The sequence below is a fragment of the Paractinoplanes atraurantiacus genome (assembly GCF_900215205.1).
GTDB lineage: Bacteria > Actinomycetota > Actinomycetes > Mycobacteriales > Micromonosporaceae > Actinoplanes > Actinoplanes atraurantiacus.
In genome coordinates this window covers 206,180-225,703 of record NZ_OBDY01000010.1, presented here as the reverse complement: position 1 = coordinate 225,703, position 19,524 = coordinate 206,180, and the positions used below count along the sequence as shown (strand labels likewise).

The following is a 19,524-nucleotide window of genomic DNA, read 5'->3' as shown; positions in this document are numbered from 1 at the left end:
ATGAGTAAGTGGTGACCGCCGAGGAAGACCTGACACAAAGCTCCACCAAGGGCCGCTTGATCGCGGTGGCCGCGCTGCTGCTGGCCGCGGTCAACCTGCGGCTGGCCGTCACGAGCGTCGGCCCGGTGCTCAGCGAGATCCGCTCCGGGCTGGGCATGAGCTCCAGCGTCGCCGGCCTGCTCACCTCGGTGCCCGCGGTCTGCTTCGCCGGCGTCGGCTTCCTGGCGCCGAGGCTGGCCCGGCAGTTCGGCCCGGCCCGCGTGATCCTCGCCGGCATGGTGGTGCTGGCGGCCGGGCTCGCGGTCCGCCCGTACGCGCCGGGAACCGCTCTTTTCCTGCTTTTGAGCCTGGTCGCGCTGGCCGGCATCGCGGTGGTGAACGTGCTGCTGCCGTCAGTCGTGAAGGCGTATTTCCCGGACCGGGTCGGCACGATGACCGGCCTTTACACGGTCTCGCTCAACGTCGGCGCGACAGTGGCCGCCGCGACCACCGTCCCGCTGACCGCGAGCGTCTTCGGCGACGACTGGCGCCTGGGCCTGGCCTGCTGGGCGGCGGTCGCCGTGCTGGCCGTGCCCGCGTGGCTCCCGCTGGCCCGGCAGCCTTTCACCGCCGACCCGGAAACCCACAAGGCCGATGTCGTACGCGTGACCCGCCACCCGGTCGCGTGGGCGCTGGCCGTCTATTTCGGCATGCAGTCGACCTCGGCGTACGTCATCATCGGCTGGCTTCCGCAGATCTACCGCGACGCCGGCATCTCGGCCGAGCGGGCCGGCATCTATTTCGCGGTGACCTCGTTCCTGGGCGTGCCGCTGGGCTTCCTGCTGTCGTCGCTGGCCGGCCGGGTCCGAAGCCAGAGCTGGATCGCGGTCGGCCTGGGCGTGTTCGGCCTGGCCGGCTACGGCGGCCTGTGGTGGGACCCGGCCGCCGCCCCGCTGCTGTGGGCGGTCCTGTTGGGCATCGTCAACACGGCGTTCCCCTTGGTCCTGACGATGATCGCCCTCCGCGGCCGCACCCCCGCGACGGTGGTGAAGCTGTCCGCTTTCGCCCAGAGCACCGGCTACCTGTTCGCCATCCCCGGCCCGATCCTGGTCGGCGTCCTGCACGACCACACGGACGGCTGGCGGGCCCCCTTGACCTTCGTCCTCCTGCTGATGATCCCCCAGATCATCGCCGGCTTCTTCGCCGGCCGGGACCGCCAGATCTGACCCCCTCGCCCCTCCTCCCGCCCAGCCCCACGCCGCGGCCCTCGTGGCCTGCTCCCCCGGCCACCGGCGCCACCCCTCCTCCTCTCGGCCCCTTCAGCCGCGGCGGCGGATGGCCTACTTTCAACCCATGACGGGCGACGTCTGGGCGGCCGGCGACGCCTATGAGGCTTACGTCGGCCGGTGGAGTCGCCGGGTCGCCCCGCTCTTCGTCGAGTGGCTCGGTGTCCCGGCCGGGCGCCGCTGGCTCGACGCCGGCTGCGGCACCGGCGCGCTCACGGCGGCGATCATGGCCTCCGGCCCGGCCGATGTGATCGGCCTCGACCCCTCGCAGGGTTTCTTGCGGTCGGCCTTGGACGCCACCCGAGTCGCCGGTGACGCCGCCGCGCTCCCCCTGCGGGACGGCGCCTTCGACGTGGTCGTCAGTGGCCTCGCCCTCAATTTCGTGCCCGATCCCGCCCGTGCCGTCGCCGAGTTCACTCGCGTCGCCGCCCCCGGAGCGATCATCGCCGCCTATGTCTGGGACTACGCCGACGGCATGCAGATGATGCGCCACTTCTGGGATGTCGCCGCCGCACCCAATCGCGACGAGAGTCGTAAATTTCCGATTTGTCGCGAAGAGGCGCTGAGGCGGGCCTGGTCCGACGCCGGCCTGGATGATGTGCGGACCCGCGCCATCGAGATCCCGACGATCTTCGCGAGCTTCGACGATTACTGGACGCCATTCCTCGGCGCCACCGGCCCCGCGCCCGCCTATCTGGCCAGTTTGGACGACGCCGAACGCCGCCGGATTCGCGACGATTTGCGCCGCAGACTGCCGACCACAGAGACCGGCGAAATCGCACTGACCGCCTCCGCGTGGGCCGTCCAAGGCCGCAAAACCGCAGGCTGAGTCCTCCCCTTCATTCACGGTCTCATTCACGACCGTTCATGCGGTTTTCAGGTTCTCCCCATGTATCAATGGGGCTGAGCCAACCAAAACCGAGGGGTTCTCGTGGTTTCCAAAGAACTCACCCCAGCCCACCGGATGGCAGCGATCGGCATCCTCCAGCGTGACGATCCCGCCCTGCGTACGCCGGCCCGTCCCTTCGATCTGCCCCGCGACGCCGCACAGGCCCGCCATGTCATCGACCGGGTCCTCGCCGCGATGGACCGCGTCGCCCGGGCCCACGTCTTCGCCAAGGGCATGGGCCTGGCCGCCCCGCAGATCGGCATCGACCTCGCCGCCGCCGTGATCCGCCCGGCCGACCCCGGCGGCAGCGAGATCGTGCTGCTCAACCCCCGTATCGTCGACGAGTCGCGGCGCCGCGACGTGCAGTACGAGGGCTGCATGAGCTTCTTCGACGTGCGCGGCCGGGTCGACCGCCCGCTCAGGGTCGAGGTCGAGCATCGGCGCCTCGACGGCGGCCTGGTCATCACGCGGTTCACGGGCGGGCTGGCCCGCCACGTCTGCCACGAGATCGACCATCTGGAGGGCCGTTTCTACACCGACCGGATGCCGGCCGGCGACGAGGTCATCCCGCTGTCGCAGTACCGCGGCTCAGGCCGCCCGTGGGGCTGACACCCTGGGCGCCGCGAACCGCCAGCGCAGCCGCACCTGGCTGGTCAGCAGCAGTTCCCGCATCCGCATCGTGTGCAGCACCGTGCCGTCGTCGGCGTGGGCCACGGTCGGCGTGTACGACTTGATGCCCGCGTACGACAGCACCTCGGCGCCGACCTCGGCCCCGAGCGACTCCGGCAGCCGCAGCGACACGGTCAGCGCCCGGGTCGGGAAGCGGACCTCTCGCTGGAACCACTGGCCGTACTGGCTGGCCGGCACCCGGTACGAATAGGCCACGCGGGTCTGCTCGCCGGGGTAGAGCGGGAACCGGGCGCGCGCGTTGCCGAACACGAGGGCCAGTTTCAGATAGGCGTCGCTGGTGCGCGTGACGCGTACGTCCATCAGCTCCTCGCCCGCCGCGGCGGCGAAGTCGAGATCGGCCAGACGGAGCGGTCTCTCCTGGTAGAGCTGCCGGGAGACGCCCGGCTGATCCGGGAAGCGGTCGACGTCGATGCGGACCGGGCAGGTGGTGACCGGGCGGTCGCCGACGTTGCGGACCAGCCGCTCGACCCGGCACACGTACCAGTCGTCGGTGTAGGTGAGGGTGGCCAGCTCGTCCTCGATGACGATCGTGGCCGGCAGCATCGGGCTCGGCTCGTAGCCGGAGCGGGCGGCCGGCTCGAGCGCGCCGGTCGGTAGGCAGCCCGTGTACGCCTCGATGATCTCGTTCCCGCTCGCCAGGACCGCTTCGGCGCGGCAGGCGAACTCGAACGTCGGGTGGTGACGCAGGCTCTCCACGTGGCTGATGTACGACGGGTGGTAGCCCATCGACGCGGCGAGCTGCTTCTTGGAGAGGCCCCTGCGCGTACGCCAGGCGTTCAGCACCTGTGCGAACGCGGACCGGGCCGCGAACTCGAGTTGTGAGGTCATCACACACTCCTGACGGGACGCTGTCCGGTCATGATGCCCCACCGCGACAGTCACTGCCAGCGCTCAGGCCGTCACCGAAAGAAATTGTTGAATGACCGGCGCAAGGGTTTTCCCTGATTCGGTGACGACCGTCGATGCCTAGCGTCCTTCAGCAAGTCGTCTCTGAAGGAGTACGCGCGTGAAACGTCGAACCCCCCTGATCATGGCGGCGGCCGCCGGAACCCTGGCCGCCACCGCCATGGTCGCCGTCGCCCAGCCGGCCACCGCCGTCCCACAGGATCCGCAGTCGGCCGCGGCCAAGGCCGACGCGCTCGTCGCGTCCCGCCCCGCGGTCCTGGCCGCCAGCCCGGCCGAGACCTTCCAGCGCCGCCAGGTGTACACGTCGGCCGGCTACCACTACGTCTCGTACGACCGCACCTACAACGGCTTCCCGGTGATCGGCGGCGACTTCGTCGTCGTGACCGACTCGGCCGGCGCCACCAAGTACACGTCGGTGGCCATGACCCAGCCGATCGGCCAGATCTCGACCGTGCCGCAGCTGACCGACACGGCCGCCGCCGGCGTCGCCAAGGAGCAGCTCAAGACCGTCACCGAGGTCGAGGGCACGAAACTCGTCGTGGTCGCCCTCGACGGCAAGCCGGGCAAGCTGGCCTGGGAGACCACGGTCAAGGGCACCAGCGCCGAGGGCCCGAGCCGGCTGACCGTCGACGTGGACGCGGCCTCGGGGGCCGTGCTGCGCGAGTACGAGCACGTCACCGACGTCTCCGGCACCGGAACGGGCTGGATCAACGGCTCGGTCACGCTGGACACCACCCAGTCCGGCTCGACCTACACGCTCCAGGACCCGAGCCACACCACGATCCGCTGCCAGGACGCCGCGAACAACACCACCTTCAGCGGCAGCGACAACGTCTGGGGCAACGGCACCGGCACCAACAAGGAGACCGGCTGCGTCGACGCCTTCTACGTGGCGCAGAAGCAGTACGCGATGCTCTCGGCGTGGCTGGGCCGTAACGGCCAGAACGGCAGCGGCGGCGCCTGGCCGATCCGCGTCGGCCTGAACGACCAGAACGCGTACTACGACGGCACGCAGATCCAGATCGGCAAGAACACCGCCGGCCAGTGGATCTCCTCGGCCGACGTGGTCGGCCACGAGCTGGGCCACGGCATCGACGACTACACGCCGGGCGGCATCTCGCGCGGCAACACCCAGGAGTTCGTGGCCGACACCCTCGGCGCGGCCACCGAGTGGTACATCAACAACCCCAACGACGCCCCCGACTACCAGGTCGGCGAGGAGGTCAACCTGGTCGGCAGCGGCCCGATCCGGTACATGTACAACCCGTCGCTGGCCGGCGATGACAACTGCTACTCCAGCAGCACGCCGGGCGACGAGGTGCACGCGGCCGCCGGCCCCGGCAACCACTGGTTCTACCTGCTCGCCCAGGGCACCAGCGGCAACGGCCAGCCGGCCAGCACCACCTGCAACAGCAGCACGATCACCGGCCTCGGCATCCAGAACGCCATCAAGATCATGTACAACGCGATGCTGATGAAGACGTCCAGCTCGTCGTACCTGAAGTACCGCACCTGGACGCTGACCGCGGCCAAGAACCTCTTCCCGAACAGCTGCACCGAGTTCAACACGGTCAAGGCCGCGTGGGACGCCGTCAGCGTGCCGGCCCAGTCGGCCGACCCGACCTGCACCGGCGGCGGCACCACCCCGCCGCCCACCACCACGCCGCCGCCGACCACCGGCTGCAGCGGTACCAACGCCACCGACGTCACGATCCCCGACGCCGGAGCCGCGGTGACCAGCACGATCACGATCGCCAACTGTGCCCGGTCGGCCTCGGCGACCTCGACCATCGCGGTCAACGTGGTGCACACCTACCGCGGTGACGTGAAGCTCGACCTGGTCGCACCGGACGGCACGGTCTACGCCCTGAAGGCCACGTCGTCGACCGACAGCGCCGACAACATCGTGACCACGTACACGAAGAACCTGTCGAGCGAGGCCGCGAACGGCGCCTGGAAGCTGCGGGCGCAGGACGTGTACTCGGCCGACACCGGCTACATCAACACCTGGACCTTGACTCTCTGACCGATTCTGACGGTGCCGGGGAGCACCTGGGTTGCCCCAGGTTGCTTCCCGGTTCCGCCGCTTCATCAGCGTTCCCGGGCCCCGATCTGACTGGCGTACAGCCCGATCGACAGAAGGAGCCACCTCTTGAAGCGTTTCGTCCGCCGCGCCGTCGTCACCGCCGCCCTCGCCGCCGTTCCCACGCTGTTCGGCGCTCCGGCTTTCGCGGCCGCCACGGCCGCGCCGACGACACCCGCCGCGTACGAGGCCGAGGTCGTCAAGCTCACGAACGCCCAGCGCACCGCCCACGGCTGCAAGGCGTCGCGCACCGACGCCCGCCTGACCGCCGCCGCCCGTGCCCACAGCACCGACATGGTCAAGCAGAGCTTCTTCAGCCACACCGGCTCGGACGGCAGCAACTTCGTCACCCGCGAGGTCCGCGCCGGCTACCCGCGCAACGGCGCCGCCGCCGAGAACATCGCCTGGGGCTACCGCACCCCGCAGCAGGTCGTCACCGGCTGGATGAACAGCTCGGGCCACCGCAAGAACATCCTGAACTGCGCGAACACCGCGGTCGGGGTGGGCGTGGCCTACACGTCGGGCGGCGCACCGTACTGGACGCAGGACTTCGGCCGCGTCTGATTTTGCCGATACAGCCCGAAAGGTACCTAACCCACGGTTAGCGTGCTGATGTGCCTTGGGCTGCGTTTTCCCGGTGGATGGCGGTCATCATGATGGCCGCCGTCCTGTACGTCGTCGGAGCCGCCGATCCACTGGACCAGCATCCGGTGGAGGCCGCGCAGAGCACCTGCGCCTCCCCCGTCGCGCTCCGCAACGGCGACTTCGAGTCCCCGCTGATCGCCGACGGCTCGGTCGCCGCCGTGAACCTCCCCGGCTGGCAGCCGGCCCGGACGCTGCTCCGCCACACCGGCGAGGGCCAGCACGCCGAGCTCACCACCGGCACGATCCACCAGGACCTGACCACGGTCCCCGGCCAGAGGCTGCATTGGGAGCTCCGCCATCGCGGCGGCACGCTGACCGTCCTGGCCGGCGCCCCCACGGCCCCTCTCGCCCAACAGGGCGACGACATCACCGGCGACCGCGCCGCCTGGGCCACCTACGCCGGCGTCTACACGGTCCCCGAGGGCCAGACCACCACGCGTTTCGCCTTGCGCGCCTCCGGCCGCACCGGGGTCGACGCCGTCTCCTTCGGCACCCCCGCCTGCCTGATCACCACCATCACGGCGTCGCCGTCAACGGCCAAGGTCAACGACCGATTGACGTACGCCGTCACGGCGCGCAACGCGGGCGGAAACCCGGCCCGCTCCACGACCATCACGTCCGGTCCACACTCGCAGCCGGTCGGCGTCCTGCGCCCCGGGCAGAGCCACACCTTCTCGTACGACGTCCGGGTAGCCCCCGCCAGCGCCGGCTCCACGATCCGCACCCGGGCGACCGCCGGCTACTCGACGTCCCTCGCGGCCCTCCCCGGTCTTGACGACGAGCTGACCTCGACCTCGAACACGGTCAGCACCGAGATCGCCCCCGCCGCCGACCTCACCGTCGACGCCACCACCTCACCCGGCGACGTCACCACGTACAAAATCACCACCGGCAACAAAGGCCCCAGCCCCGCCACCGCCGCCCAGGTGACCGCCGCCCTCCCCGACGGCACGACCGCCGTCTCCGCCTCCTCCCCCGGCGGCACCTGCTCCCTGACCAGCACCACCGCCGAGTGCACCTATCCCACGCTGCCTCCCGGCGAGACCCGCACCATGACCGTCACCGCCGTATCCACCGCGTCGTCCACGGACGAGATCACGGTGACCGCCTCCAGCCCCACCGACGAGCTCACCCCCGGCGACAACGTGATCGGCTTCGATCCCGCGCAGCCCGGCGCCGCTCCCCCGGCCACCCGCCCTCTCGCGCTCGCCGTCACCACCAGCACCCCCACCGTCGAGCCCAACGGCACAGCCAGTTTCCAAGCGACCGTACGCAACGACACCCCCACCACGGCCCCGGCCACCATCCGTGTCCACCCCGCCCCCGGCCTGGCCATCACTACCGGCACCCCCGACCAGGGCACCTACACCGACGGCACCTGGACGCTGCCCGGCCTCGCCTCCGGCGCCACCGCCCACCTGGAACTGACCGCGACCCCCTTGACCGCCGGCCGGCTGTCGCTGACCGTCTCCACCACCGGCACGAAGAAGAAGGCCACCATCACGGCCGCTCCCAGCAGCTCTTCGCTGGCCGTCACCGTGGACCGCCCGCGCTCCCCCCGCCCGTACGACGTGGGCGCCCTGGTCCCGTTCCGCTACCGCTTGACCAACAACGGCACCGATCCTCTGGACCGCATCGTGGTCATCGACACGCTCTCCGGCCCCGCCACCTGCCCCGCCACTTTCCTGGCCCCCACCGCCACCATGCTGTGCGAGGCTCCGCCCTACACGGTCACCCAGGACGACGTGGACGCCGCCGGCCCCCTCACCAACATCGTCACCGCCGAGGCGTACGCCCCCGACCTTCTCTTCTTCGGCCCCATCACCGCCGACATACCGATCGTGACCGCGGTTCCGTCACTGACCGTGGCCTCGCTCGATGGCGCCTACCTGCTCCGTAACAACGGCAACCAAACCCTGAGCAACGTCCGAGTCACCAGCACCACCGCAGGCCGGGCCACATGCACCCGCACCGTTCTACCTCCCGGCGCCTCCACCACCTGCACGCCCACCAACCCCGCCGCTCTTACGGAACGCACCTACGCCTACGGCACCGCCCCCGGCGCAACCACCGCAACCGCCTTCGGCCCTTTCACCACCACACCGCGCCCCCAGTCCGCCGGCACCTCCCCGACCAAGCCCTCAGCCGACAACGGTCCCCAAGACCAGACCCACCCCTCAGCCAACGGCGAAGCACAGGGTCAGACCAGCCCGCCAGCCAACGGCGAAGCACAAGGTCAAACCAGCCCGCCAGCCAACGGCGAAGCACAAGGTCAAACCATCCCGCCAGCCAACGGCGAAGCGCAGGGAGGAGCCGCGCCTTCGTCCGGCGACGAAACGCAGGGACAGACCGGCCTTCCCCCCAGAGGCCAAGCGCAAGGTCAACCCGAGCCCTCATCTGGCGGCAACGCGCAGGGACAATCCGACCCCCCAGCCGGCACTGGAACGCAGGGACAAACCGGGCCTTCAGCCGGCGGCGAAGCACAGGGACAAACCGGGCCTCCAGCCGGCGCCGGCGAGACACCGGCCAACGGCCTGGGAACCGAACATCCCCGGGGCCAAGCCCAAAGCCAGGCAAAGCCCTTGCCCAACACACCGGCCGCGCAGAGCGCCGCCCAACAAAACGCCGCCCAACAGAGCGCCGCACAGCAGAGCGCCGCCCAACAGAACGTCAGCCAGCAGGGCGCCGCCCAAAAGAACGTCGGCCAGCAGGGCGCCGCCCGGCTCGGATCCGCGCAGCAGGCTCCCGCCCGTCAGGCCCCCGGGCAGCAGACCCCCATGCTTCCGGCCGCCCCCGCGCCGACCGCCACCACCGCCGTCCCCGCCCGGGGCGCGGTCCCGCAGCTCGGCAGCCCTTCCACCCCGGACCCCTCGGTCCCGAACCCGACCCCGACCGTCATCACTCCACCGCCGGCGGTCGTACCCACCCGTGAGCAGTACTGGGCCGATCCCATCCCCGACCCGGTCCCGTTCAGCGGCAGCCCTCTGGCCACCGCCACCATCTTCGGCCTGGCCCTACTGGCAGGCGGCTTGATCGTCCTGGCCTCACTGCGCGGCCGCTGGTGGCCTCGAAAGGCCGGAAAGGGCTAGGCACGTCTCGCCGATCAGTTGATCGGTTCTGGCTGATGCCCCAGACCCCGGCCGTGGCGAGCCGACGGACAAGGCGGGCACGGGCAAGGCGGGCACGGGCAAGGCGGGCACGGGCAAGGCGGGCACGGGCAAGGCGGGCACGGCCTCGGCCCGCGGAGTCCTAGTCCGTGGCCGGCTCGCCGGAGTCGACTGGCTTCTCGGCGTCTTTGTCCATGACCGGCTTGGTGATCGGCTCGCGGCTCGGCTTCGCGCTGGTCAGGAAGACGAGGCCGAAGATCAGGCCTACGACGGCGAGCGGAATGCCGGCGAACAGGAGGATTCCCGCAAGATCAGTCACGCCGGCAAAGGTACGCCCACGCCGAGCGTGGGGGAGGGTCGCGGATCCGACGAGGGGATTCACCCGAAGGAGCTTCGCGTTTGCTGGAACGAAATAGCAATTATGCAGAGTAGGGGCGCCGCGACTCCCGGTGAGCGGAGCCGCGGGCCCCATTACTGAGAAGTTGACTTTGCGTAGGCACTTCCCATCGGTCCGTGCCTATGGTTAGTCTCTAGCCTCAGGAATTGATGTCGAACTCGCCTTCCTTGGCGGAGTCCACAAAGGCGGTCCACTCCGCCTGGGTGAACAGGAGCGCAGGACCGGAGCGGTCCTTGCTGTCCCGGACGGCGACGCCCGTGTCGAGGAAGGCGACTTCGACACAGTTGTTGCCACCGTTGCCATTACTACGGCTGGCCTTGCGCCATGTGGCCTCGGCAAGCAGGGTGGCATCGGCGAGCTGGTGCGTGAGCAATTCAAGCACCCCCCTTCGGATATGCGGTTGTCTCGGGGAGCCCTACGCGACGAGCAGGCTCTCGATCATCTTGATGGTCATGCGATGGTCGAGCGCCATAGCGCTCAATCGCTCGAACTCTTGCCGGTAACGGGCAACCTCGGATGGTTGCTCTTCGTAGTAGTCTCCCGCAAGACCTTCAAGATAGACAACATCCAAATGGGTGGTCTCCCGAAACTCCAAAAGGGCCGCTGACCCGCCGAGGAACGTGTGTTCGCCGGCGTGGAACGGGAGAATCCTCAACGTCACATTCGGTAATTGAGCGGCCTCGATAAGGTGTCGAAGCTGCTCATTCATGACGCGGGGGCCGCCGACCACGCGGCGGACGACCGACTCGTCGATGACGACTTCCAGCTCGAGCGGCCGGTCGGCCCGCAGCCGGGCCTGCCGGGTCAGGCGCAGTTTCACCCGTCGATCGATGTGGGCCGGGGTGTCGTTGGTGCGGCCGGCCTCCATCAGCGAGCGCATGTACGACTCCGTCTGCAGCAGCCCGGGCACCAGCACCGGCTCCCAGCAGCGCATCGAGGCGGCGGCCGCCTCCAGGCCGACGAAGTTTCCGGGGCGCATGATGTCGCGGTAGTCCGTCCACCAGGTGCGCTCGCGCGAGAGGCGGGCCAGCTCGACCATCGCGTCGCGGTACTCCTGATCGCCGACGCCGTAGAGCGTCAGCAGGTCTTTCACGTCGCGCGGGGTCACGGCGACGCGCGCGGTCTCGATGCGCGTCACCTTGGCGGCGTGCCACTCGAAATGACGCGACACATTTTCCTGCGTCAATCCGGCGGCCTCGCGGCACCGTTTCAGCTCCGCGCCCAGACGACGGCGGCGCAGCGTGGGTCCTTCATCAACGGACACCTGGACTCCCTCGGTCCTGATGATGCCGATAGTACGACCGCCGTGCTGATGATCCAAACAAGGAGGACTCCACAAAAAGTCTAGTACTTCTTGTCATGACCTTGCTGTCGGGTACATGATGCGGAGCACATCGAGTCATACCTTTCTGCACAGAGAGTGATCTTCGATGTAATCCCACCAAAAGGGACACCGACACCACATCAAGACGTTGTCTAAGGGGCGTGGCGGCGTGTTGGCTGACCAGTATTTCCTGATCGCACACGAGGACCGCACCGGCCGGTCCCGTCTCCATCCACGCGCGACCGGCCTGGGCCTGGCCGCCGCTCTCCTCGGCGAGCTGGTCCTCGAAGGACGGATCGGCATCACCGACGGAGATCTGGTCATCCTCGACCGGCATCCTCCGACGGACGCGCTCGCACACGACATCCTCGACCTTCTCATCGCACAACCACAACACCGGGATGTCCGCGTGTGGCTGGCGTTCCTGTCGCAGGACGCGGCGATCCGGGTCGGTGAGCGGCTCTCGCGCCTCGGCGCGGTCGAGGCCGTGACCCGTCGCCGCATGCTCTCCACCGAGACCTTGTACATGCCGAACACCGCGGCCCAGCGCAACGCGGCCGCCTGGGCTCCGGCCCGGCTGGCCAACCTGCTGGTGCGCGGCATCGGCATGAGCACCAGCGACCGGGTGCTCATCGGACTGGTGGCCGCCACCGGCCTCACCAGACACGTGCTCTACGACTTCGAGATGCACCGGCACGCGTTCCATTCGCTGCCGAGTGCGGTCGGGTCGCTTCCGGGCGACCTTCGGGAGCTCGTCGAGATCACCGAGACCTCAGTGGGCTCGGTACTGACCGTCGGCCGACGGTGAGCGGCGTCGGGCGCCATCACCTCCGGCCCCACAACCACGACCATTGGGCCGGGAGGATGTTGATGGAGCGTACGAAACCCGCAGAGCCGGACATCGTCACACAGGCGCTGGCCAAGAACCGTTTGGGCACGCCCTCGGTGGTGTTCTTCGGCGTCGCGGGAGCCGCACCGCTCACCGTGATCATCGGGTCCATCACCACGATCTACGCGATCATCGGGAGCACCGCCGTCCCGATCGCGTACGTGGTGGTGGCCGGGCTGCTGTCGCTGTTCACCGTCGGGTTCGTCGCCATGAGCCGGCATATCGTGAACACGGGCGCCTTCTACTCGTACATCAGTCACGGTTTAGGCCGGATGGTCGGCGTCGGGGCGGCTTTCGTCGCCTTGCCGGCCTACTCACTCATGCAGATCGGCCTCTTCGGCCTCTTCGGGTCGGCTGCCTCCGGCATCCTCGCGGCTCTGGGGTTCTCGGTTCCCTGGTACGCCTGCGCGGTCGGCGCCTGGGCCGCCGTGACAGTGCTCGGCCTTCTGTGGGTCGATCTGAGCGGCCGGGTTCTCGCCGTGCTGCTCCTGCTGGAGATCGGCATCGTGCTCATCTACGACCTCGTGATGGTCAGCAACCCGGCCAACGGCGAGGTCACCTTCTCGCAGTTCTCACCGGCGCCGCTGGCCACCCCGGTCGTCGGCGTGCTGCTGGTGCTGGCCATCGCCGGCTTCGTCGGCTTCGAGGCGACAGTGGTGCTCTCCGAGGAGGCGAAGGACCCGAAGCGCACGATCGCCCGGGCCACCCACATCGCCGTGCTGCTGGCCGGCATCCTCTGCGCGGTCTCGGCCTGGGCCATGTCGGTCAACACCGGCCCCGACCAGATCGCCACGAAGGCCGCCGAGCACCGCACCGACCTCGTCTTCACACTGGTCGGGCCCCATCTGCCCAAGGTCATGGTCGACCTCGGCTACATCCTGTTCCTGACCAGTGTCTTCGCGGCTCTGCTGGCCTTCCACGCCGCCGTGTCGCGCTATCAGTTCGCCCTCGGCCGCGAGGGCGTCCTGCCGGCGGCGTGGGGTCGCACCCACCCGCGGACGGGCGCCCCGCTCCTCGGCTCCATCACCCAGAGCGTGCTGGCGATCATCGTGCTCAGCGCGTACGCCCTGGCCGGCGCCGACCCGCTGGTCTACGTGTTCGCGTGGCTCACGACGATCGGCGGGCTCGGCGTCCTCATCCTCATGTGGGCCGCGTCGGCCGCGGTCATCGCGTTCTTCGTGCACAAGCGGCGAGGGGAGAACATCTGGCGCGCCTACTTCGCCCCCGGACTCGCGTTCCTGCTGCTCACGGTCGTGCTGGCGGCAACCTGCATCGGCTTCGGCGAGCTACTGCAAGTCTCCGGGGATTCACCGTTCCAGTGGCTCATCCCGGTCTGCTACCTGGCCGTGGGCCTGGTCGGCATCGTCTGGGCCCTGATCATGCGGGCGGCCCGGCCCGAGGTGTACGCGGCGATCGGCCGCGGCTCCGACAGCCGGTCCACAGTGGCCGCCGAGACCCAGGAGCTCATGCGCGCGCTGCACGCCGACCCGGTCGGCGCGCGCGGCGGATACCCCTACTAGACAGCCCCACCGGCCCCCCACGAGAGGAAGTCATGACCTACGCGATCCAGGAACTGGTGATCCGCGACGTCGCACCCGTGGACGTCGAGGAGATCACCGGCCTCGTCGCCGCGGCGATGTGGGACGGGCCGGTGGCCCGCTGGCTGCACCCGGACGCCGAGGTGCGCCGGCGCGACAGCCCGCGCTACTTCGAGATCTTCGTCGAGCACGCCGTCCGGTACGGCGAGGTGTACGCCACCTCGGACTACGACACCGGCCGCGTCTCCGGAGTGGCGCTGTGGTTCCCCTTGACCGCCGAAATTCCGCCGCCGCTCGACTATGAGCAGCGCATGAAGGAGGTGACCGGCCCGGCGTACGACCGAAACTGTGAATTGGACGCGGCGATCGAGGCGCGCCATCCCACCGATCCCCACCACTATCTGGCTTTCCTGGCCGTCCATCCGGAGAACCAGGGCCGTGGGATCGGCAGTGCGCTCCTCGACCGCCATCACGCCCGACTCGACGAGGCCGGCATTCCCGCGTATCTGGAGGCGAACGACCCGCGTAACCGGGACCTCTACCTCCGGCACGGATACCGGATCCGGTCAGTCATCGAGCTTCCCGGCGGACCACCTCTGTGGTCCATGTGGAGGATGCCTATGAACTGACAGTGGTGCCCCCTGCCGAGTTACTACGCGGCTGCCGGAAACTCGTAGAGCCAGTACGACTGCTGGTCGATCCGGGTGAACTTCATGTTGTCCGAGAGCCGGCTGACCATCATCCGGAATACTCGGGACATGCGGCGAACCTCGTCGTTGTGGTTGCAGATGTCCAAGCACACGAGCCCGTTCTGGGCCGAGGCGATGTGGTACATCTGCTCGACCAGCTGGGAGAAGGCTTCACGACCCTGGGCATGCGGACTCACGGCGACGAATCCGATGTACCAGATCTTCCGGGCCGCGTAGTGCTCTGGCCAATGCCGTTCGAAGTACTGGGGAGCGATCAACGGAACCGCGTTGAGATCGTTGGTGTAGGTGGCGACGCCGCACATCGTGCCGTCATCATCGAGGGCCAGATACTTGCCGACCCGCGGATCCGCCATTACCTCGTCGAACTCCGACTTGTACATCAGGTGACGCTGGACCGCGAGGTGGTTCAACTCCTCGAAGGCGTCCGTGTACATGGTCCACATTGCCTGGTTCTGCTCTGCATCGGTGATCTGGTCGATGACTTTGATAAGCATGTTCGGCTCCCCCGCAGGCCGCCGCCAGGTCGGCCCGCTTGTCGCACTCATCTTGATCGATGATCTGTGCTCATCACTGTACGAAGAGTGAGCGCGTCATGACAATGCGTGTGCGCCGATTGAATGTGCCAATTCATCTACCGGATGCCCTCCGTGCCCGTTTTGGTGTGCAAGTTGCAATCACCGGCACGAAATCGCCCTCGATCCAGCAGACGGTTATGGCCTTCGAGTACTACGCACGCTGCGCATTACTCCTGGTCCAGGCCCCGATTACCGCTCAGGAATCACGCTTTTCAATTCATCACGGCCAATAGATCGTTGATCTTCAGAATGAGAGATCAGCGGCCACAGGGACCCACTCTACGCGCCGCGGTCCACATTACGCACCGTTAGCAGAAGGCCGTCGAGACTGCTCGGCGCCACCTCGTGGAGCACGATCGACGTCGAGGTCCGGACAACGCCCGGGGCCGCCACGATCAGGTTGGTGATGCGGTAGAGGTCGGCCGTGTCCCGGGCCACCACCCGCACCAGCAGATCGCCGTCGCCGGTGGTGGCCAGGATCTCGACCACCTCGGGGATGCGGGCCACCAGCTGGGCCGCCCGGTCGCCCTCGCGCTGGCTCAGCGACAGGGTCATGAAAGCCATCAGCGGATAGCCCAGGGCGGCCGGGTCGAGCCGCCGGGAGTAGGCGCCGAGCGCGCCCGACTCGCGCATGCGGCGCAGCCGGGCCTGCACGGTGTTGCGAGACATGTTCAGGCGGTCGGCCAGCGCCACCACGGTGGCGTCGGGGTCCTCGTCCAGGGCGAGCAGGATCCGCGCGTCGGTGCCGTCCAAGATTCGCATGGTGCGCAATCCTTCCCCGTGTCGGCCCCTTGAGCTGAGCAGAACGCACAAGCAGGAGACATCACATTGTGCAGGATGCGCAACAGCTACCAGGCTCGCCCCCATGATCGACTATGCCTCCACGGTGACCGTCGCCGCCTACCTGGGCGAGCGGCTCCGGCAGGCCGGCGTGTCCCACCTGTTCGGCGTGCCCGGCGACTTCAACCTCAACCTGCTCGACGGCCTGGCCGAGGTGCCCGGCCTGCGCTGGACCGGGTCGCCCAACGAGCTCGGAGCCGGATACGCGGCCGACGCCTACGCCCGCACGCGCGGCCTGGCCGCGCTGATCACCACGTACGGCGTGGGCGAGCTGAGCGCGATCAACGCGGTGGCCGGCAGCGCGGCCGAAGACGCGCCCGTGCTGCACATCGTCGGCTCGCCGCGGACCGGCACGGTCGCGGCCGGCGCGCTCGTGCACCACACGCTGGCCGACGGCGATTTCGGGCACTTCCACCGGGCGTACGCCGAAATAAGCGTGACCACCGAGGTGCTGACGGCGGACCGCGCGGGCGAGCAGATCGACGCGGTCATCGTGGCGGCGCGCCGCGAACGCAAGCCGGCCTATCTGAGCGTGCCGCAGGACCTGGCGCTGCACCACATTCCGGCGGCGCCCCTGCGAGAGCCTCTGAAGATCACTTCAGACCCGATTGCTGTACGGGGATTCAGCGCGGCCGTCCGTGAGCTCCTGACCCGGGCCGAGCGTCCGGTGCTGGTCGTCGGTCAACTCGCCGCGCGCTACCGGCTCGGGGAGCGGATCGCGGGCCTCGGCCTGCCGATGGTGACCCAACTGGCGGCGAAGGGCGTGATCGACGAGGGCACGCCCGGCTATCTCGGCGACTACGCGGGCACGATGCTCGACCCGGTCCCCGCCGCCGCGGTCGACGCGGCCGACGTGGTGCTGCACCTCGGCTCGGTGCAGACGGCCGAGCTGACCGGATTCTTCTCGGCCCGCCCGATCGACGACCGCACGGTGTGGACGTCGGCCACGGTCTCCGGCGTAGGCGAGCAGCGCTTCGAGGACGTCCTGTTCCCCGACGCGGTGGAAGCGGTCGCCGCGGCCCTCGGCGCATCCCCAGCCGCGACCGTTGGCGCTTCCCCGGCCGCGACCGTTGGCGCTTCCCCGACCGCGTCCGCGCCTCATTCGGGTCCGGACGACGACGAGCTGACGCAGGCAGGGTTGTGGCGGGCGCTGCAGGAATGGCTGCCCGAGCACACCGCGCTGATCGCGGACACCGGCACGGCCTATTGGGGCGCGCTGTCGCTGCGGCTGCCGGCCGGCACGACGTTCGTGGGCCAGCCGATCTGGAACTCCATCGGCTGGGCCCTGCCCGCCGTCCTCGGACAGGGCCTGGCCGAGCCGGACCGCCGCCCGGTCCTGATGATCGGCGACGGCGCCGCCCAGATGACCATCCAGGAGCTCGGCACGATCGCCGCCGCCGGTCTCCGGCCGGTGATCCTGTTGCTCAACAACCGCGGCTACACGATCGAGCGGGCGCTGCAGAGCCCACAGGCCGTCTACAACGACGTGACGCCGTGGAACTGGCGCGCCCTGGTCGCCGGCCTGACCGGCCCGGAGACCGACTACCACCACGCGGCGACGCCGACCGAGCTGGACAAGGCCCTGCGCGGGGCCGGCGATCACCCGGACCGGCTGGCCTTCATCGAGGTGCAGCTGGACGCGTACGACACTCCCCCGCTCCTGCGCCGCCTGGCCGAACGCGCGACGGCCGCCGCGAAGGGCGCGTCCTAGGAGCGGATCAGGCTGGGGACGGACTCGACCGGCGGCGCCGGGCCCGGCGAGTCATTCCTCCGGCCGTACGCGACGACGACGGCCACGACCGCCGCGAGCACCAGCGCGCCGGCCGCGATGACCACCGCGCGCGGCCACCGGCGCCCGGCCCGAACCGGCTCCGGGCGCCGGAACGGCTGAACGGCCGTCCCCGGGAAAGCCACACCCGCCGGACCTGCCTGCCCGGAAATACCCGCGGGGAGCGATCCGCCCGTTTGTGGCGGCTTTTCCGGATAGCTCCGCGCGTTCTCGCGGCGCGACGCCGGAGCCGGGGTGTGCAGGTTCGCCGGGAGGTCACCCGGCTCGGCCGGGCGGGGCACGCCGTAGGCGCCGGTGTTCTGGGCGCCGCCCGGTCTGAGCCGGCCATCCAACGAGGCCGCCGGGCCCGTTCGGTCTCCGGCCGCCATGCCCGCGCGGCCTCCCGTGACGGCCGGGCCGGTGCGGGTGGGCTGCGTCCCCGGGCCGGCCCGAAAAGGGCCGGCGTTCTCGACGTACGGCTCCCGGCCCTCCCCGCGCGCACCCTCCACCGCGGTCAGGAACGCGTCGGCGGTGCGCGGCGGCCGGGCCAGCACGGCCCGCAACGCCGGCGGCGGGTCGGGGAACAGCACGCCGATCAGGGCGACGATCGCCTGCATGTCGGGCACCGCCACCGGGAAGCCCACGTCCGGCACCGACGACGTCGCCGGGGCCAGGTCGCGGAGCATGGCCCGGCCCTCCGACACGAGGACGTTCGCCGGTTTGAGCGCTCCGTGCGGCCGCCGCCGATGATGAATCGCGGACAGGGCCCGCAGCACGTCGACCGCGATCCGCCACGCCTGGGCCGGCGGGACCGGCCCCCGCCGCAGCAGGTCGGCCAGCGACCCCGGCTGCAGCTCGGTGGCCAGCCACGGCGGGTCGCCGGCCAGGTCGGCCCAGAGCAGGCGCACGACGTTCGGGTGTTCGGACAGCTCGTAGTGCAGACGGCACGTCTCGTCGAACGCCCGCTGGGCGGACGGCGCGAAGGGCCGCCGCCACCGCTTCAGGGCCACCACGATGTCGAACGTGCGGTTGCGGGCGCGGAACACCTCGGCCGCCGGCGACTCGCCGAGCTTCGCCGCGAGCTCGAAGTCGGCGAGGGCCTGCCGGGGATGGGCACGCTCGAAATCGCTCATGCCGGACCGTGAAAAAGTGAAACAAGCATGGTGTGCCTTCGCGAAAGGCGATGGGGACACCCCAGGGTGGAGGTTCTCCGGGAGCTCACACCCCGTACGGTCAAATGCCCGTCACTTGATTCCCCCAAAAGTAAGAAGGACTAGAAGGTGAGCGGGCCGTCGCGGCGCTCGATGACGGGAAAGACGCTCGAGTAGGTCTGCCACGACGGCCGCGCCGGCTTCTCGCTCAGCGCCAGCACCCGGGCCAGGCCCTGCAGGGCGTCCCGCAGGGCCTGGTGCAGCAGCGGATCGGCGACGAAACCGTGCCGGTCGACCGACTCGGCCGCGATCGGGATGCGGATGCAGGCCGCCCGCAGGATCTTGGCGTTGGCGTGGGTGAGCACGGCCTCCAGGGTGGCGCGGGCGAGGTCGTCCTCGCCCGCGTGGGCCACCGAGAGCCACGCGGCCGGCTTGCCGTCGAGCAGGTTGTCGTCGACCAGCCAGTCGAGCAGGTTCTTCAGACTGCCGGGGATGGACCCCGCGTACTCGGGCGTGCTGAACAGAACCGCGTCGGCGATGCGCACCTGGTGCCGCAGCAGGACGACGGTGTCGTGCGGACTCTGCTCGCCCGGCACGAACGCCGGCAGTCCGCGCAGACCCTCGAACAGGCCGGCGTTGATGTCCTCCGGGGCGAGATGAGCGGCGGTACGCAGCGCGGCGTTGTGCAGGGACTCATCGCGGGTGCTGCCCGAGATCAGCAGGATGCGCGTCATGCCGCAGACGATA

At 69.6% G+C, this 19,524-nt stretch carries 18 protein-coding genes; 10 read left to right on the top strand and 8 right to left on the bottom strand.

The window, feature by feature from the left end; genetic code table 11:
* The first annotated feature begins 8 nt into the window (after positions 1–8).
* The 3 genes from CRP55_RS23715 to CRP55_RS23705 all read left to right on the top strand — a co-directional run bounded on the left by CRP55_RS23715 (position 9) and on the right by CRP55_RS23705 (position 2,763).
* Complete coding sequence (locus CRP55_RS23715; protein ID WP_097322311.1) at positions 9–1,205, top strand: CynX/NimT family MFS transporter; 1,197 nt, start codon at positions 9–11, stop codon at positions 1,203–1,205.
* Between the two features lie 127 nt (positions 1,206–1,332).
* Positions 1,333–2,094 (top strand): class I SAM-dependent methyltransferase, encoded by a 762-nt coding sequence (locus tag CRP55_RS23710; RefSeq protein WP_097322310.1) that lies wholly within the window; start codon positions 1,333–1,335, stop codon positions 2,092–2,094.
* A 102-nt stretch (positions 2,095–2,196) separates the two neighbouring features.
* Entirely contained in the window at positions 2,197–2,763 is a 567-nt protein-coding gene (locus tag CRP55_RS23705) for a peptide deformylase (protein WP_143234839.1), read from the top strand.
* Here CRP55_RS23705 and CRP55_RS23700 read toward each other — a convergent pair.
* A complete protein-coding gene (locus CRP55_RS23700; protein WP_097322308.1) occupies positions 2,743–3,672 on the bottom strand; it encodes a helix-turn-helix domain-containing protein in 930 nt (309 codons plus the stop codon). The two genes, CRP55_RS23705 and CRP55_RS23700, sit on opposite strands and share 21 nt — an antisense overlap.
* A gap of 202 nt (positions 3,673–3,874) precedes the next feature.
* On the opposite strand from CRP55_RS23700, the gene CRP55_RS23695 reads away from it, so the two are divergent.
* From CRP55_RS23695 to CRP55_RS55730, 3 genes are all read left to right on the top strand, one after another.
* A complete protein-coding gene (locus CRP55_RS23695; protein ID WP_097322307.1) occupies positions 3,875–5,776 on the top strand; it encodes a M4 family metallopeptidase in 1,902 nt (633 codons plus the stop codon).
* Positions 5,777–5,902: 126 nt separating this feature from the next.
* Complete coding sequence (locus CRP55_RS23690; RefSeq protein ID WP_245923325.1) at positions 5,903–6,397, top strand: CAP domain-containing protein; 495 nt, start codon at positions 5,903–5,905, stop codon at positions 6,395–6,397.
* 50 nt (positions 6,398–6,447) lie between these two features.
* Positions 6,448–9,567: a CLIPPER-2 domain-containing protein gene (locus tag CRP55_RS55730; protein WP_179855311.1), complete on the top strand. Its 3,120-nt coding sequence runs from the start codon at positions 6,448–6,450 to the stop codon at positions 9,565–9,567.
* Positions 9,568–9,727: 160 nt separating this feature from the next.
* Here the strand turns inward: CRP55_RS55730 and CRP55_RS53200 are convergent, their stop codons facing one another.
* The 3 genes from CRP55_RS53200 to CRP55_RS23675 form a co-directional block, all read right to left on the bottom strand.
* Positions 9,728–9,904 carry a hypothetical protein gene (locus tag CRP55_RS53200; RefSeq protein ID WP_179855310.1) on the bottom strand — a complete coding sequence of 59 codons (177 nt, stop codon included), beginning with the start codon at positions 9,902–9,904 and terminating at the stop codon, positions 9,728–9,730.
* A gap of 217 nt (positions 9,905–10,121) precedes the next feature.
* A complete protein-coding gene (locus tag CRP55_RS23680; RefSeq protein WP_245923337.1) occupies positions 10,122–10,355 on the bottom strand; it encodes a DUF397 domain-containing protein in 234 nt (77 codons plus the stop codon).
* 42 nt (positions 10,356–10,397) lie between these two features.
* A complete protein-coding gene (locus CRP55_RS23675) occupies positions 10,398–11,246 on the bottom strand; it encodes a helix-turn-helix domain-containing protein (RefSeq protein ID WP_097322380.1) in 849 nt (282 codons plus the stop codon).
* Positions 11,247–11,475: 229 nt separating this feature from the next.
* On the opposite strand from CRP55_RS23675, the gene CRP55_RS23670 reads away from it, so the two are divergent.
* The 3 genes from CRP55_RS23670 (at position 11,476) to CRP55_RS23660 (ending at position 14,362) form a co-directional block, all read left to right on the top strand.
* Complete coding sequence (locus tag CRP55_RS23670) at positions 11,476–12,114, top strand: GOLPH3/VPS74 family protein (RefSeq protein ID WP_097322305.1); 639 nt, start codon at positions 11,476–11,478, stop codon at positions 12,112–12,114.
* A 62-nt stretch (positions 12,115–12,176) separates the two neighbouring features.
* Entirely contained in the window at positions 12,177–13,715 is a 1,539-nt protein-coding gene (locus CRP55_RS23665) for an APC family permease (protein WP_438865809.1), read from the top strand.
* 32 nt (positions 13,716–13,747) lie between these two features.
* Positions 13,748–14,362, top strand: coding sequence for a GNAT family N-acetyltransferase (locus tag CRP55_RS23660; RefSeq protein WP_097322303.1), 615 nt, complete (start codon positions 13,748–13,750; stop codon positions 14,360–14,362).
* 23 nt (positions 14,363–14,385) lie between these two features.
* On the opposite strand, the gene CRP55_RS23655 is transcribed toward CRP55_RS23660, so the two are convergent.
* The gene (locus CRP55_RS23655; RefSeq protein ID WP_245923324.1) at positions 14,386–14,988 is read right to left on the bottom strand and encodes a GNAT family N-acetyltransferase; all 603 of its coding nucleotides are present in this window, start codon (positions 14,986–14,988) and stop codon (positions 14,386–14,388) included.
* A 309-nt stretch (positions 14,989–15,297) separates the two neighbouring features.
* On the bottom strand, positions 15,298–15,780 hold the full coding sequence (locus CRP55_RS23650; RefSeq protein ID WP_097322379.1) for an Lrp/AsnC family transcriptional regulator: 483 nt from the start codon (positions 15,778–15,780) through the stop codon (positions 15,298–15,300).
* A 103-nt stretch (positions 15,781–15,883) separates the two neighbouring features.
* Between CRP55_RS23650 and CRP55_RS23645 the strand changes: the two genes are divergently transcribed.
* Positions 15,884–17,569, top strand: coding sequence for an alpha-keto acid decarboxylase family protein (locus CRP55_RS23645; RefSeq protein WP_179855309.1), 1,686 nt, complete (start codon positions 15,884–15,886; stop codon positions 17,567–17,569).
* Here CRP55_RS23645 and CRP55_RS23640 read toward each other — a convergent pair.
* Positions 17,566–18,759: a protein kinase domain-containing protein gene (locus tag CRP55_RS23640; protein WP_097322300.1), complete on the bottom strand. Its 1,194-nt coding sequence runs from the start codon at positions 18,757–18,759 to the stop codon at positions 17,566–17,568. The genes CRP55_RS23645 and CRP55_RS23640 overlap by 4 nt on opposite strands.
* 140 nt (positions 18,760–18,899) lie before the next feature.
* Positions 18,900–19,511 (bottom strand): NADPH-dependent FMN reductase, encoded by a 612-nt coding sequence (locus CRP55_RS23635; protein ID WP_097322299.1) that lies wholly within the window; start codon positions 19,509–19,511, stop codon positions 18,900–18,902.
* Positions 19,512–19,524 lie beyond the last annotated feature (13 nt).